Source organism: Caulobacter sp. GW822-FHT07D08, from assembly GCF_058798735.1.
This window is the reverse complement of record NZ_JBXAKU010000002.1, coordinates 191,043-204,757: the sequence shown is the minus strand read 5'-3', so window position 1 is coordinate 204,757 and position 13,715 is coordinate 191,043. Positions and strand designations below refer to the sequence as shown.

At 68.8% G+C, this 13,715-nt stretch carries 14 protein-coding genes; 13 read left to right on the top strand and 1 reads right to left on the bottom strand.

Annotated features, from left to right (window positions below; genetic code table 11):
* Positions 1–56: 56 nt before the first annotated feature.
* The 10 genes from obgE to AC1RJ9_RS04740 all read left to right on the top strand — a co-directional run bounded on the left by obgE (position 57) and on the right by AC1RJ9_RS04740 (position 9,234).
* Positions 57–1,121, top strand: coding sequence for a GTPase ObgE (gene obgE, locus AC1RJ9_RS04785; RefSeq protein WP_492836461.1), 1,065 nt, complete (start codon positions 57–59; stop codon positions 1,119–1,121).
* Positions 1,118–2,248, top strand: a complete 1,131-nt coding sequence (proB, locus tag AC1RJ9_RS04780) for a glutamate 5-kinase (protein ID WP_492836459.1) — start codon at positions 1,118–1,120, stop codon at positions 2,246–2,248. Before obgE ends, proB begins: the two co-directional genes overlap by 4 nt.
* Before the next feature lie 21 nt (positions 2,249–2,269).
* The gene (locus tag AC1RJ9_RS04775; RefSeq protein ID WP_492836457.1) at positions 2,270–3,799 is read left to right on the top strand and encodes a UbiD family decarboxylase; all 1,530 of its coding nucleotides are present in this window, start codon (positions 2,270–2,272) and stop codon (positions 3,797–3,799) included.
* Positions 3,800–3,840: 41 nt separating this feature from the next.
* On the top strand, positions 3,841–4,101 hold the full coding sequence (locus AC1RJ9_RS04770) for an AbrB/MazE/SpoVT family DNA-binding domain-containing protein (RefSeq protein ID WP_492836455.1): 261 nt from the start codon (positions 3,841–3,843) through the stop codon (positions 4,099–4,101).
* A complete protein-coding gene (locus tag AC1RJ9_RS04765; protein WP_492836453.1) occupies positions 4,095–4,412 on the top strand; it encodes a type II toxin-antitoxin system PemK/MazF family toxin in 318 nt (105 codons plus the stop codon). The genes AC1RJ9_RS04770 and AC1RJ9_RS04765 overlap by 7 nt, the downstream gene beginning before the upstream one ends.
* Positions 4,413–4,457: 45 nt before the next feature.
* The gene (locus AC1RJ9_RS04760) at positions 4,458–6,233 is read left to right on the top strand and encodes a M14 family metallopeptidase (protein ID WP_492836451.1); all 1,776 of its coding nucleotides are present in this window, start codon (positions 4,458–4,460) and stop codon (positions 6,231–6,233) included.
* Between the two features lie 180 nt (positions 6,234–6,413).
* Positions 6,414–6,815: an MAPEG family protein gene (locus AC1RJ9_RS04755; RefSeq protein ID WP_492836449.1), complete on the top strand. Its 402-nt coding sequence runs from the start codon at positions 6,414–6,416 to the stop codon at positions 6,813–6,815.
* Between the two features lie 57 nt (positions 6,816–6,872).
* Complete coding sequence (locus AC1RJ9_RS04750; RefSeq protein ID WP_492836447.1) at positions 6,873–8,204, top strand: TldD/PmbA family protein; 1,332 nt, start codon at positions 6,873–6,875, stop codon at positions 8,202–8,204.
* Positions 8,201–8,980, top strand: a complete 780-nt coding sequence (locus AC1RJ9_RS04745; RefSeq protein ID WP_492836445.1) for a 3'(2'),5'-bisphosphate nucleotidase CysQ — start codon at positions 8,201–8,203, stop codon at positions 8,978–8,980. The genes AC1RJ9_RS04750 and AC1RJ9_RS04745 overlap by 4 nt, the downstream gene beginning before the upstream one ends.
* A 20-nt stretch (positions 8,981–9,000) precedes the next feature.
* Entirely contained in the window at positions 9,001–9,234 is a 234-nt protein-coding gene (locus tag AC1RJ9_RS04740) for a DUF4170 domain-containing protein (protein WP_492836443.1), read from the top strand.
* 122 nt (positions 9,235–9,356) lie between these two features.
* On the opposite strand, the gene AC1RJ9_RS04735 is transcribed toward AC1RJ9_RS04740, so the two are convergent.
* The gene (locus tag AC1RJ9_RS04735) at positions 9,357–10,022 is read right to left on the bottom strand and encodes a fused DSP-PTPase phosphatase/NAD kinase-like protein (protein ID WP_492836441.1); all 666 of its coding nucleotides are present in this window, start codon (positions 10,020–10,022) and stop codon (positions 9,357–9,359) included.
* 144 nt (positions 10,023–10,166) lie between these two features.
* Between AC1RJ9_RS04735 and AC1RJ9_RS04730 the strand changes: the two genes are divergently transcribed.
* From AC1RJ9_RS04730 to AC1RJ9_RS04720, 3 genes are read left to right on the top strand one after another with little or no spacing between them, the layout of a single operon-like run.
* Entirely contained in the window at positions 10,167–11,987 is a 1,821-nt protein-coding gene (locus AC1RJ9_RS04730) for an ABC transporter ATP-binding protein (RefSeq protein ID WP_492836439.1), read from the top strand.
* Positions 11,984–12,685 carry a lysophospholipid acyltransferase family protein gene (locus tag AC1RJ9_RS04725; protein WP_492836437.1) on the top strand — a complete coding sequence of 234 codons (702 nt, stop codon included), beginning with the start codon at positions 11,984–11,986 and terminating at the stop codon, positions 12,683–12,685. The genes AC1RJ9_RS04730 and AC1RJ9_RS04725 overlap by 4 nt, the downstream gene beginning before the upstream one ends.
* 31 nt (positions 12,686–12,716) lie before the next feature.
* Complete coding sequence (locus AC1RJ9_RS04720; RefSeq protein WP_492836435.1) at positions 12,717–13,712, top strand: cation diffusion facilitator family transporter; 996 nt, start codon at positions 12,717–12,719, stop codon at positions 13,710–13,712.
* Positions 13,713–13,715 lie beyond the last annotated feature (3 nt).

The window sequence follows — 13,715 nt, the reverse complement described above, 5'->3', positions numbered from 1 at the left end:
GGGCCTTAGGCCCCTTTGGGCTCGACGCGCGGGACGCCTTGGGACTAAAGAGCGCCATGAAATTCTTGGACCAATGCAAGATCTACATCCGCTCGGGTAACGGCGGCGGCGGATCGGTGTCGTTCCGCCGCGAGAAGTACATCGAGTACGGCGGCCCGGACGGCGGCGACGGCGGTCGCGGCGGCGACGTGTGGATCGAGGCCGTCGAAGGCCTCAACACCCTGATCGACTATCGCTACCAGCAGCACTTCAAGGCCGGCACGGGCGTGCACGGCATGGGTCGCGCGCGCCACGGCGCCGCCGGCGACGACGTGCTGCTGAAGGTTCCCGTCGGCACCGAGATCCTCGAAGAGGACAAGGAGACCCTGATCGCCGACCTGGACCACGCGGGCGCGCGCCTGCTGCTGGCCAAGGGCGGCAACGGCGGCTGGGGCAACCTGCACTTCAAGGGTCCGGTCAACCAGGCGCCGAAATACGCCAACCCCGGCCAGGAGGGCGAGGAGCGCTGGATCTGGCTGCGGCTGAAGCTGATCGCCGACGTCGGCCTGGTCGGCCTGCCCAACGCCGGCAAGTCGACCTTCCTGGCGGCCGCCAGCGCCGCCAAGCCGAAGATCGCCGACTATCCCTTCACCACCCTGACCCCGAACCTCGGCGTCGTGGATCTGTCGAGCAGCGAACGCTTCGTGCTGGCCGACATCCCCGGCCTGATCGAGGGGGCGTCGGAAGGCGCGGGGTTGGGCACCCGCTTCCTGGGCCACGTCGAGCGTTCGGCCGTGCTGATCCACCTGATCGACGCCACCCAGGACGACATCGCCGGCGCCTGGACCACGATCCGGGGCGAGCTGGAAGCCTATGGCGACGAGCTGGCCGACAAGTCCGAGATCCTGGCCCTGAACAAGATCGACGCCCTCGACGAGGAAACCCTCGCCGAGAAGGTGGCCGAGCTGACCGCCGTCTCCGGCACCAAGCCTTTCCTGGTGTCGGGCGTCTCGGGCCAGGGCGTCACCGAGCTGCTGCGCGCGGCCTATCGCCAGGTCCGCATCCGTCGCGGCGATCTCGAGGAAGAGATCGACGAGGACGAAGACCATATCGAGGAGACCCCCGGGGGCTGGACGCCGTGAGCCAGGCCGCCAGGGCGTTTTCAAACGCCCGCCGCATCGTGTTCAAGGTCGGCTCCGCCCTGCTGGTCGACGCCGAGACGGGCCGAGCCGACCGCGCCTGGCTGGAGGCGTTCTGCGCCGACGCGGCCGCCCTGCGCGACGCCGGCAGGCAGGTGCTGGTGGTCTCGTCGGGCGCGGTCGCCCTGGGCCGCCGTCGCCTGGGCCTGACCGGTCGAAAGACGACCCTGCCCGAGAAGCAGGCCGCCGCCGCCGCCGGCCAGTCCCTGCTGATGCGCGCCTGGGAGGAAGCCTTCGAACCGCATGGCGTCGGCGTCGCCCAGATCCTGCTGACCCGCGACGACACCGAGACGCGCCGCCGCTGGCTGAACGCCCGCGCCACCACCGAGACCCTGATGGGCCTGGGCGTCGTGCCGGTGGTCAACGAGAATGACACGGTCGTCACCGAAGAGATCCGCTACGGCGACAACGACCGCCTGGCCGCCCGCGTGGCCCAGATGGCCGGCGCCGACCTGCTGGTGCTGCTGTCCGACATCGACGGCCTCTACACCGCCGATCCGCGCAAGAACCCGAACGCCGCGCACATCCCGCTGGTCAGCGAGATCACGCCAGAGATCGCCGGCATGGCCGAGGGCGCGAACGCCGCGGCGGGGGTCGGCACCGGCGGCATGGCCACCAAGATCGCCGCCGCCCGCATCGCCCGCGCCGCCGGCTGCGCCACGCTCATTACGCTAGGCTCGCGCCCGCGTCCGCTGGCCGCCATCGCCGACGGCGAGAAGGCCACGCTGATCGAGGCCAACGCCTCGCCCGCCGCCGCCTACAAGGCCTGGATCGCCGGCTCGCTGGCCCCGCAGGGCTGGGTCACGGTCGACGCCGGCGCGGCTGCCGCCCTCGCCTCGGGCAAAAGCCTGCTTTCGGCCGGGGTCCGCGCCATCGAAGGCCCGTTCGAGAAGGGCGACGCCGTCCGCGTCCGCGACGAGACCGGCCGCGAGGTCGCGCGGGGCCTGGTCCGCTATGACAGCGCCGACGCCCACCGCATCGCCGGCCTGCGCTCCGACGCCATCGAGGCCGAACTCGGATTTACCGAAGGCCCGATGATCCACGCGGATGATCTGGCCGTAGCTAACTAGACCGCACGCACGAGTATCCCCATGGCCTACCGATCCCTCCGCGAATTCATCGACGTCCTGGAGGCCAAGGGCGAACTGGTGCGCGTCAAGGAGCCCGTCTCCAGCGTGCTGGAGATGACCGAGATCCAGACGCGCCTGCTGGCCACGGGCGGCCCGGCGGTGCTGTTCGAGCATGTCCTGCTGCCCGACGGCTCGCGCTCGTCGATGCCCGCTCTGGCCAACCTGTTTGGCACGGTCAAGCGCGTGGCCATGGGCGTGACCCTGGGCGGCGAGCCGCGCGAGACGGCCGGCGAGTTGCGCGAGGTCGGCGAACTGCTCGCCTTCCTGCGCCAGCCTGCTCCGCCCAAGGGGCTGAAGGACGCCCTGGACATGCTGCCCCTGGCCAAGACCGTGATGGCCATGCGGCCGGGCACGGTTAAGAAGGCTCCGGTGCAGGAGGTCGTCCTGACCGGCGACCAGATCGACCTGACCCGGCTGCCGGTCCAGACCTGCTGGCCGGGCGAGCCCGCGCCGCTGATCACCTGGCCGCTGGTCGTCACCAAGGGTCCGGGCAAGGATCGCGAGGACGACTTCAACCTCGGCATCTATCGCATGCAGGTGCTGGGCAAGGATCGCTGCATCATGCGCTGGCTGGCCCATCGCGGCGGCGCCCAGCACTACGCCCGCCACAAGAAGGCGGGAAACAAGGATCCCCTGCCCGCCTGCGCGGTGCTGGGCGCGGATCCCGGCACCATCCTGGCCGCCGTGACGCCGGTGCCCGACACCCTGTCGGAGTACCAGTTCGCCGGCCTGCTGCGCGGCGCCAAGGTCGACCTCGTACCGGCCAAGACCGTGCCGCTGATGGTGCCCGCCCACGCCGAGATCGTCATCGAGGGCCACGTCCTGCTCGACGACTACGAGGACGAAGGCCCCTACGGCGACCACACCGGCTACTACAACAGCGTCGAGAAGTTCCCGGTCTTCCAGGTCAGCGCGATCACCATGCGCAAGGACCCGATCTACCTGACCACCTTCACCGGCCGGCCGCCGGACGAGCCCTCGGTGCTGGGCGAGGCGCTGAACGAGGTGTTCATCCCGCTGATCCGCCAGCAGTTCCCCGAGATCGTCGACTTCTGGCTACCGCCGGAGGGCTGCAGCTACCGCATCGCCGTGGTGTCGATGAAGAAGGCCTATCCCGGCCACGCCAAGCGCGTGATGCTGGGCGTCTGGAGCTATCTGCGCCAGTTCATGTACACCAAGTGGGTGATCGTCGTGGACCACGACATCAACGCCCGCGACTGGAAGGACGTGATGTGGGCGATCAGCACCAAGATGGATCCCGCCCGGGACATCACGGTGATCGAACACACGCCCATCGACTATCTGGACTTCGCCAGCCCCGAGAGCGGCCTCGGCTCCAAGATCGGCCTCGACGCCACCGACAAGTGGCCGCCCGAGACCAAGCGCGAATGGGGCCAGGAGATCCGCATGGATCAAGGCGTGGTCGACAAGGTCAGCGACATGTGGGGCCGGCTGGGTCTGCCTGGCGACGGCGCGCCGATCTGGAAATAAGTGGCCCGGCATGTTATTACTCCGTTCTAACGGAGAAGGTCATGTCCTCGGCTATCCGCAAGATCGGTAACTCGGCGGGCGTCATCCTGCCCAAGCCGGTGCTGGAGACCCTCGGCGCCAAGCTGGGCGATCGCATCGAGTTCGTGGCGGAGGACGGCCGCGTCTTTCTTTCGCCCGTAAAAGCCGATCCGCGCGAGGGCTGGGCTGAGGCAGCAAAGGCCATCGCCGCCGAGGGTCTGACCGAAGAAGAGCGGGAGTGGCTGGACGCTCCCCTGACTGACGACAAGGACTGGGTTTGGTAACGCGCGGCGACATTTGGCTGGTTCGGCTGGATCCAACCGTCGGCAGCGAAATTCGAAAGACCCGTCCGTGCGTCGTGGTGTCCCCTGACGGGCTGAACCATCTCCCCGTGCATATTGTAGTCCCCATGACGACGGGCAGCCGCCCATCGCCTTTCCGGCCGATGGTTGAGTTCGCCGGAAGAAGTGGCCTGCTGCTGCCCGATCAGATCAAGTCGGTTGATCGAGAGCGTATGCTCCGTAAGGTCGGCGTCCTGGAGCCACCCGTGCTTTCTGAACTCCTCGACGTTTTAAGGCGCGTGTTCGAAGACTGACCCTCTTCCAGCGCCACCGTCATCCTGCTGTCCGCGAGTCCCGTCATGTCCCAACCGCCGCCCGCCAAAGCCCCTTGGGATCAACCCTTCCTGCCGCCGGCCCCGCATTGGCAGGGCGCCAGCCAGGCGCTGATCCGCGACAAGGCCGATCCTTGGGTGACGGCGTTCGAGGCCGACGCCGAGCATGACTTCTCGCCCAACTACGCCGACACCCGCGCCTGGTTCGATCGCCTGGACAAGGCCAGCAAGCTGATCCGCGTCGAGGACTTCGGCGTCTCGCCGCAGGGCCGCGCGATCTTCGCGGTGATCGCCAGCAAGGACGGCGAGACGCTGGATCCGAAGAAGCCGCTGCTGCTGGTCCAGTGCGGCATCCACCCCGGCGAGATCGACGGCAAGGACGCCGGCATGATGCTGCTGCGGGACATGGCCTTTCACGGCAAGGACGCGCTTCTGGACAAGGTCAATCTGGTCCTGATCCCGATCCTGTCGGTCGACGGCCATGAGCGGGCCAGCGCCTATTCGCGCCCCAACCAGCGCGGGCCGCGCATCCAGGGCTGGCGCAACACGGCCGCCAACCAGAACCTCAACCGCGACTTCATGAAGCTGGACCAGCCGGAGATGCAGGCGCTGAAGCGTCTGCAGGCCAAGTACAAGGCCGATCTCTATGTCGACGTCCACGTGACCGACGGCCTGGACTACCAGTACGACGTCACCTACGGCTTCAACGGCGAGAACGGCGTCTGGAACCGCTCGCCGGCCATCGCCCAGTGGCTGGACGACGTGCTCAAGCCGGTCATGAACCGCAGCCTGGAGGCCGAGGGCCACATCCCGGGCGAGCTGGTGTTCGGCATAGACGACCAGGATCCCAAGGCCGGCTTCAACGACGGGGGCCTGGGTGAGCGCTTCTCCAACGGCTGGGGCGCGGCCGCCCACGTCCCGACCATCCTGATCGAGAACCACAGCCTCAAGCCCCACGCCCAGCGCGTACTGGGAACCTATGTCTTCATCGAAACGGCCCTCAAGCTCTTAGCCGACAAGGGCGGCGACCTGCGCGCCGCCATCGCCGCCGACAGCGCCCTGCGGCCGGCCGAGATCCAGGCCAACTTCGTCTCCGACGACAAGCCCAGCTACACGCGTCACTTCAAGGGCATCAAGTACGAGACCTATGACAGCCCCGCCTCGGGCCGGAAGGAAATCCGCTGGCTAGGCGAAGCCGATCCCGAGATCTGGCAAACGCCCTTCTACGGCTCGCATTCGACGCTGAGCCTGAAGCGTCCAGTCGCCTACTACGTGCCCAGCTACCGCGCCGACATCATCGAGCGGCTGAGGCTGCACGGCGTGACGCTGGAAACCCTGCCGGCCGACAAGGTCGTGAACGTCGAGATGATCCGCCTGCTCGATCCCAAGCTGGCCGACCGCGCCAACGAGGGTCACGTCCAGATCAGCGTCGACAACGTCGTCGCGGAGACCCGCGCCTGGACCTTCCCGAAAGGCTCGATTCGCGTCCCCACCGACCAGCCGCTGGGCGACCTCGTGGTGCTGCTGCTGGAACCGCAGTCCAGCGAGAGCTTCTTCGCCTGGGGCATGGTCCCCGAGGTGCTGAGCCGCGTCGAATATATCGAGTCCTACGCCATCGCGCCGCTGGCCGAGAAGATGCTGGCCGCCGATCCCGCGCTCAAAGCCGAGTTCGAGGCCAAGCTGGCCGCCGAGCCAAGGTTCGCCGCCGATCCGGACGCGCGCCTGGCCTGGTTCTACGAGCGCACGCCCTTCTATGATGACCACTACCTGCTGTACCCGATCGCCCGCGAAGTCGCGCGATAGGCGGGTCGACTTGCCGACCATGGGCGGAAGGCCTCATATGGCGCCTTCGCCGAGCCTGTCCGCGCGAAGGCGCGGATAAACAGGCTCGGTTTATGTCAAAGAGCGTCATACCGCCGAAACCGGGACCACTTTCGGCTATGACGCTCTGGCGGCGGATTCGTCACTAGGGCTTGAATACCGATGGATACGATTGCTTCGGGCCACGCCGCCGCGTTGTGGGCCGGCCTGCACCTTTTCCTGCTGCTGATCCTGTCGCTGCTGGTCGTGCGCCTGCGCCAGAAGCACAAGGTGGCCCTGGGCGACGAAGGCATCCCGGAGCTGGCCCGCGCCATCCGCGCCTTCGGCAACGCCACCGAATACGTGCCGACCGGCGTCGCGGCCCTGGCCGTGCTGGCCGTGGCCGGCGCCTCGCCGCTGGCCATCCACGTGGTCGGCTTCATCCTGTTCGCCGGCCGCGCGATCCACGCCTTCGGCCTGTCCACCAACGGCGGCGCCTCGATCGGGCGCTCTGTCGGCATGGTGGCGACCTGGCTGGCCTACATCTTCGCGGGCGTGGCCCTGCTGCTGTCGGCGATCGGGTAGCGGACCGAACCCGCCTCCCCCGTTGCACCGGGGAGGCGATAAAGTCCATAAGACCGCATGGACGATAATCTGCTGCATGACGTGGTCGCCGCCGCGCGCAAGGCCGGGGCGGACGCCGCCGAAGCCGTCTTCGCCGAGCGCCAGTCGCTCTCCGTCTCGGTCCGCCTGGGCGAGCTGGAAGAGGTCGAGCGCGAAGAGGCCCGCGACCTTGGCCTGCGCGTCTTCATCGGTAGCCGCAGCGCCACCGTCTCCGGCTCCGACATCTCGGCCGAGGCGCGCGCCAAGCTGATCGAGCGCGCCGTCGCCATGGCCCGCCTGGCCCCGGAAGATCCCTATGCCAGCCTGGCGCAGCACGATCGCCTGGCCAAGGGTCCGTTCCCCGAGCTGGACCTGATCGACCCCTACGAGCCCACCGCCGAAACCCTGGAGACCCAGGCCCGTATCGCCGAGGCGCACGCCCGCGAGGTCAAGGGCGTGACCAATTCCGACGGCGGCTCGGCCACATGGTCGTCGTCGAAATGGGCGCTGGTGACCACCGCCGGCTTCCACGGGACCCATGCGGCCACCGGACACTCGATCTCGGCCTCGGCCATCGCCGGCGAGGGCGCGGGCATGGAGCGCGGCGGCGAGGGCCGCTCGGCCCGTCACTTCGGCGACCTGCCGGCCGCCGGCGACATCGGCATGGAGGCCGGCCGCCAGGCCGTGGCGCGCCTCAACCCGCGCAAGATCGCCTCGACGGTCGCGCCGGTGATCTTCGAAAACCGACTGGCGATGAGCCTGATCGGCCCCCTGCTGGGCGCGATCTCCGGCCCCTCGGTCGCACGGGGCGCCTCGTTCCTGAAGGACAGGCTGGGCCAGCGGATCTTCGCCCAGGGCGTCAACCTGCTGGAAGACCCGCACCGCGCGCGCGGCCTGGGCTCGGCCCCGTTCGACGACGAGGGCGTGGCCACGCAGGCCCGCGCCCTGATCGACGACGGCGTGCTGACCACCTGGCTGCTCAACACCAGCTCGGCCAAGCAGCTGGGCCTCGTCACCACCGGCCACGCCTCGCGCGGCCTCGCGGGTCCCTCCAGCGTCTCGACCCACAATCTGACGCTCCAGCCGGGCGCGCGGGATCTGGAGGGCCTGATGAAGGACGCAGGGACCGGCCTACTGGTCACCTCGATGTTCGGCCCCTCGCTGAACGGCAACACCGGCGACTGGTCGGTGGGCTGCTCGGGCGTCTGGTTCGAGAACGGCGAGAGCACCGGCCCGGTCACCGAGATCACCGTGGCCGGCAACCTGATCGACATCTACGCCCGCCTCGTGCTTGGCTCGGATCTGCGGTTCCGCGGCGCCAGCAACAGTCCGTCGATCCTGGTCGACGCGCTGGCGATCGCGGGCAAATGAACGATCTGGATCTGATCCTCCGAGCCGCCCGAGAGGCCGGCGAGCTGGCGCTCTCAGCGCGCGAGGGCGGTCTGAAGATCTGGTCCAAGGAGGGCGGCTCGCCGGTCACCGACGCGGACCTCGCCGTCGACACCCTGCTGAAGACCGGCCTCGGCGCCGAGCGCCCCGGCTACGGCTGGCTGTCGGAGGAGACGGTCGACGATCCGGCCCGCCTGACCACGGCCCGCCAGTTCGTCGTCGACCCCATCGACGGCACGGCCGCCTTCATGAGGGGCAAGCCGTGGTTCGCGGTGTCGATCGCCGTGGTCGAGAACGGCCAGCCCGTGGCCGGCGTCGTCCACGCTCCGGCGCTGAATGAGACCTACGCCGCCACGGTCGACGGTCCGGCGACCCTGAACGGCGTGATCATCGAGCCCAGCGCCACCCAGCGCCTGGAAGGCTCGGCCATGCTCGGCGACGCCAAGATGTTCGCCCACCCGGCCTGGCGCGAGCCCTGGCCGGACATGCGCATCGAGAGCCGCAATTCCATCGCCTACCGCATGTGCCTGGTCGCCGCCGGGACCTTCGACGCGGCCATCGCCCTGTCGCCCAAGAGCGAATGGGACGTCGCCGCCGCCGACCTGATCTGCCGCCGCGCCGGCGCGTGGCTCAGCGACCACAAGGGCCGGGATTTCGCCTATAATCGCCCCGTTCCGCTGGTTCCGAGCCTGGTTTGCGCCAATCGGACGCTTGCGCCATTGATCCTGTCGCGCGTCGGGCATATCGAGCTGCCATAAAACCAATTCCTCGCAGGAACTTGCTCCAAATGCCCGATAAGCAGCTTCTTCATATCGTCATTGGTGGCGAACTCTCGGACGTGGCGGGTGTCGAATTCCGCGACCTGTCCAAGGTCGAGTTCGTCGGCGCCTATCCCAGCTACGAAGACGCCCACAAGGCCTGGAAGGCCAAGGCCCAGGCGACCGTGGACAACGCCCACGCCCGCTATTTCATCATCCACGCCCACAAGCTGCTGGACCCGAGCGAGGGCTAAAACCCCCGCCTGACCTGCCGCGCAGGTCTGTCCGCCCCCAAAGGGGTGGCGGAGAAGATCTCTCCTCCCCCTTCTGGGGGAGGGGGACCGCCGAACGGCGGTGGAGGGGGTCAGCTCCGCCCCTACTCCCGCCGCAGAATCCTGTCCGTCAGCACCTTCCCCAGCATCCCCGCCCGGAAGGTCTTTTTCATCGCGACGGGATCATAGTCGTCGCTCTCGACCCATTCGCTGAACGTCAGCCCCTTGGGTTCGCCCCGCTCAAGATATTGCTCGAACACGTAGTCCAGCACGCCGGTGTTGCCGTGCTTGATGTGCAGGTAGCGCGGCGAGAGCTGCTTCATCGCCTCGCGGATCGGCAGGCCCAGGCGGTAGTGGGCGTAGAACACGCTCATGATCCCCGCCCGGTCCGCGCCCGACTTGCAGTGCATCAGGGCTGGATATTCGATCGTCTCGAACAGTTCCTTCGCCCCGCGCACCCGCTCGCGGATGGGGACCTCGCGCGAGGTGATGGTGAAGTCGACGAAGTTGAGGCCCAGGCGCTGGCAGGCGTCCTTCTCCAGCGCATAGAAGCTGCCGTCGAAGCCGCCGCGCAGGTTCACGATCGTCTTGATCCCCTGCTTCTTCCACCAGGCCAGCTGGAACGGCCAGGGCTGGTTGGCGCGGACCAGCTCGGGGCTGATCCAGTGGGCGTTCGAAAAGCCCAGGCGCAGATAGGCGTGGTCGTTCCACAGATAGTGGAGATAGGTCTTGAACCGGCCCCAGGGCGTGGCGAGGTCGAACTTGGCCAAGGCGGCGCGATCCTTCGGAAATTCCGAGCCTAGGTAAGGGTATCGGCCCTGAAAGGCAAAAGCCGCCCTCATGGCGTCGCTTTTCGTGGGCAGTGCGTCCGCCACGTCCTTGACAGCTCCGCCCACAAATCCGACCCCTCCGCCATGACCTCACCGGATGCTCAGCCCTCGAACCGCGCCCTGATGGGCCGGATGTGGCGCGAGTTCCTGAAACCCCGCTGGAAGGGCCTCGCGGTTTCGGTCGTCAGCGCCGCGATCGTGGCCGCGCTTTCGGTCAAGCTGGCCAAGATCATCGAGCCGGCCATCGACCAGCTGATCACCCATCCGCGCGCCGGCGCGATCTGGACCATTCCGCTGACCATCGCCGGCTTGGCCCTGGCGCGCGGCGTGTTCCAGGTCATCCAGGCCAATGTCATCAACCGCATCGGCAACGGCGTGGTCGGCGACATGCAGGTGCGCCTGTTCGGCCGCCTGGTGCGCTCGGACCTGCAGCGCCTGCGCGGCGCCCACTCCGGTTCCTATGTCGCCTCGGTGCTGTACGACGCCGGTCTGATCCGCGAGGCGGCGACCACCGGCGTGGTCAACTATGTCCGCGAAGCCCTGACCGTGGTCGGCGCGCTGCTGGCGATGTTCAGCCTGGAGCCGATCCTGGCCGCCGGCGTGCTGGTCGTCGCGCCGCTGGCCAGCCTGATCATCCGGAGCTTCTCGAAGCGCACCACCAAGGCCGCCAAGGGCGCCATGGGCGAGACCTCCAACCTCTCGACCGCGATCATGGAGAGCCTGGACGGGGTCAAGATCGTCAAGATGGAGAACCGCGAGGCCTATGAGGAGGCGCGGGTCGCCGCCGTGGTCGCGCGTCGCCAGCGCCACCTGATGAAGGGCAGCAACGCCCGCGCCATGGCCGCCCCGGCCACCGAGACCTTCACCACCTTCATCGTGGCCGTGGTCTTCGCCTATGCCGGCTGGCGCGCGACGACCGGCGCCTTGACCCTCGGCCCGTTCGCCCTGGCGCCGCTGACGGCCGGCGTGTTCTTCGCCTTCATGACCAGCCTCTTGATGGCCGCCCAGTCGCTGCGCCAGGTGGCCAACCTGCAGACCGTGTTCGCCGAGGGGCTGACCGCCGGCCGCCGCCTGTTCGCCGCCCTCGACGTCGCCCCGGCCATCGTCGACCCCGCCGACGCCAAGACCCTGCCGGCCGGCGACAGCGCCATCGCCTTCGACCACGTCAGCTTCGCCTATGGCGAGGACGCCCCGGCCCTGTCGGACGTCTCGATCACCGCGCGGAAGGGTGAGACCGTGGCCCTGGTCGGCCCCTCGGGCGGCGGCAAGAGCTCGATCCTCAACCTGATCCCGCGCTTCTACGACGTGACGGCCGGCGCGGTGACCATCGACGGCCACGACGTCCGGTCGGTGACCCTGGCCTCCTTGCGCGACCGCATCGCCCTGGTCACCCAGGAGCCGTTCCTGTTCGACGACAGCATCCGCGCCAACATCGCCTATGCCCGCCCCGACGCCAGCCAGCTGGAGATCGAGGCCGCCGCGCGTCAGGCCGCCGCCCACGACTTCATCCTGGAGCTGCCCGAGGGCTACGACACCGTCGTCGGCGAGGCCGGGGCGCGGCTGTCGGGCGGTCAGCGCCAGCGCATCGCCATCGCCCGCGCCTTCCTCAAGGACGCCCCGATCCTGCTGCTGGACGAGGCCACCAGCGCGCTCGACACCGAGAGCGAGGCCCAGGTCCAGGCGGCGCTGGAGCGGCTGATGGCCGGCCGCACCACGATCCTGATCGCCCACCGCCTGTCGACCGTGAAGAACGCCGACCGCCTCTACGTCATCGAGAAGGGGCGTGTCGTCGAGACCGGGACCCACGCCGAGCTGGTCCGCGCCGGCGGTCTCTACGCGCGCCTCGCCAAGGCTCAGGACCTCGACCACGCTTCGGAGGCCCCCGCCTTGGAGAAGGACGCTTGAGACCTCTGCGTTCGCCGTTCGTGATCTGGCTCCTGTCGTCGCTGTTCGCCGGCTATTCCAAGCTGGTCTACGCCACCCTGCGGATGACCGAGGAGGGCCGCGAGCAGGCCGAGGCGGTCTGGGCGCAAGGCCGCGAGACCGGCGTCGGCGCGATCCTGTGCTTCTGGCACTCGCGCATCCCGATGTCGCCGCTCAGCTGGCCGCAGGCGCCCGCCCAGCGCCAGGACATGCGCGCCCTGATCTCGCGCTCCAACGACGGCGAGTTCATCGCCCGCACGGTCGAGAAACTGGGCTTCCCGGCCATTCGCGGCTCGTCGGCCAAGAAGACCGACCTGGCCAAGAACAAGAACGGCGAGCAGGCCTTCCGCGACATGGTCCAGTGGGTCCGGGGCGGCGGCGGGATCGCCATCACCCCCGACGGCCCGCGCGGCCCGGCCGAGCACATGGAGAAGGGCACGCCCTCCCTGGCCCGCGTCACCGGCGCGCCGGTGATCTTCGTGGGTCTGGCCGCGAAGCCCTGCCTCCGCCTGGGCTCGTGGGACCAGACCGTGATTCCCCTGCCCTTCGCCAAGGCCGCCATGGTCTGGGACGGCCCGACCCGCGCCGGGCGCGCCGACGATGTCGACCAGTTGGTCGAAAGCTGGGCCGCGCGCCTCTCGGCCGTCACCCGCCGCGCCGAACATTTGGTGCAAGATTGATCCGGCTCGTCCTTGGTGGGATGTAGGACCCATGCCGCACGATCACTCCGGACACACCCACGACCACGATCATGATCATGATCACCACGATCATGCGCACGCTCACGGTCATGGGCACGACCATGGGCATCATGGGCACAGCCACGCGCCGAAGGATTTCGGCCGCGCCTTCGCGATCGGCACGGCGCTGAATCTGGGCTTCGTGCTGGTCGAGGCCGGCGCCGGCCTGATCACCCATTCGCTGGCCCTGCTGGCCGACGCCGGCCACAACCTGTCGGACGTGCTGGGCCTGCTGCTGGCCTGGGGCGCGGCGGTGCTGGCCAAGCGCGCGCCCAGCGCCCGCCGCACCTACGGCCTGCGCAAGGGCACCATCCTGGCCTCGCTGGGCAACGCCGCCCTGCTGCTGCTGGCTGTCGGCGCGATCGCCTGGGAGGCCATCCGCCGCTTCGCCACGCCCGAGCCGATCCAGACCGGCCCGGTGATGATCGTCGCCGCCATCGGCATCGTCATCAACACCGCCACGGCCCTGATGTTCATGAAGGGGAGCAAGGACGACCTGAACGTCCGCGGCGCCTTCCTGCACATGGCCGCCGACGCCGGCGTCTCGGCCGGGGTGGTGGTCGCGGCCTTCGCCATGGGCCTGACCGGCTGGCTGTGGCTGGACCCCGTGGTCAGCCTGGCCATCGTCGCGGTCATCGTGCTGGGCACCTGGGGCCTGCTGCGCGACTCGCTGGACATGGCCCTGGACGCCGCGCCGCGCGGGATCGACACCGGCAAGGTCCGCGCCTGGCTGGCCGCGCGCCCCGGCGTCAGCGAGGTTCACGACCTGCACATCTGGGCGATGAGCACGACCGAGACGGCTCTCACGGCTCATGTTGTCCGCCCGCTGGACGGCGACCACGACCAGTTCCTGCACGATGCGTGCGCGGAGCTGTCCCGCCAGTTCAAGATCGGCCACGTGACCATCCAGGTCGAGTCCAGCGCCGGCGCCCACGCCTGCGCCCTGGCGCCTGCCGATGTCGTTTAGGGG

Coding starts and splice junctions, on each gene's coding strand:
- obgE (WP_492836461.1), top strand. CDS start 57: ATGAAATTCTTGGACCAATGCAAGATCTACATCCGCTCGGGTAACGGC.
- AC1RJ9_RS04775 (WP_492836457.1), top strand. CDS start 2,270: ATGGCCTACCGATCCCTCCGCGAATTCATCGACGTCCTGGAGGCCAAG.
- AC1RJ9_RS04770 (WP_492836455.1), top strand. CDS start 3,841: ATGTCCTCGGCTATCCGCAAGATCGGTAACTCGGCGGGCGTCATCCTG.
- AC1RJ9_RS04760 (WP_492836451.1), top strand. CDS start 4,458: ATGTCCCAACCGCCGCCCGCCAAAGCCCCTTGGGATCAACCCTTCCTG.
- AC1RJ9_RS04755 (WP_492836449.1), top strand. CDS start 6,414: ATGGATACGATTGCTTCGGGCCACGCCGCCGCGTTGTGGGCCGGCCTG.
- AC1RJ9_RS04750 (WP_492836447.1), top strand. CDS start 6,873: ATGGACGATAATCTGCTGCATGACGTGGTCGCCGCCGCGCGCAAGGCC.
- AC1RJ9_RS04745 (WP_492836445.1), top strand. CDS start 8,201: ATGAACGATCTGGATCTGATCCTCCGAGCCGCCCGAGAGGCCGGCGAG.
- AC1RJ9_RS04730 (WP_492836439.1), top strand. CDS start 10,167: ATGACCTCACCGGATGCTCAGCCCTCGAACCGCGCCCTGATGGGCCGG.
- AC1RJ9_RS04720 (WP_492836435.1), top strand. CDS start 12,717: ATGCCGCACGATCACTCCGGACACACCCACGACCACGATCATGATCAT.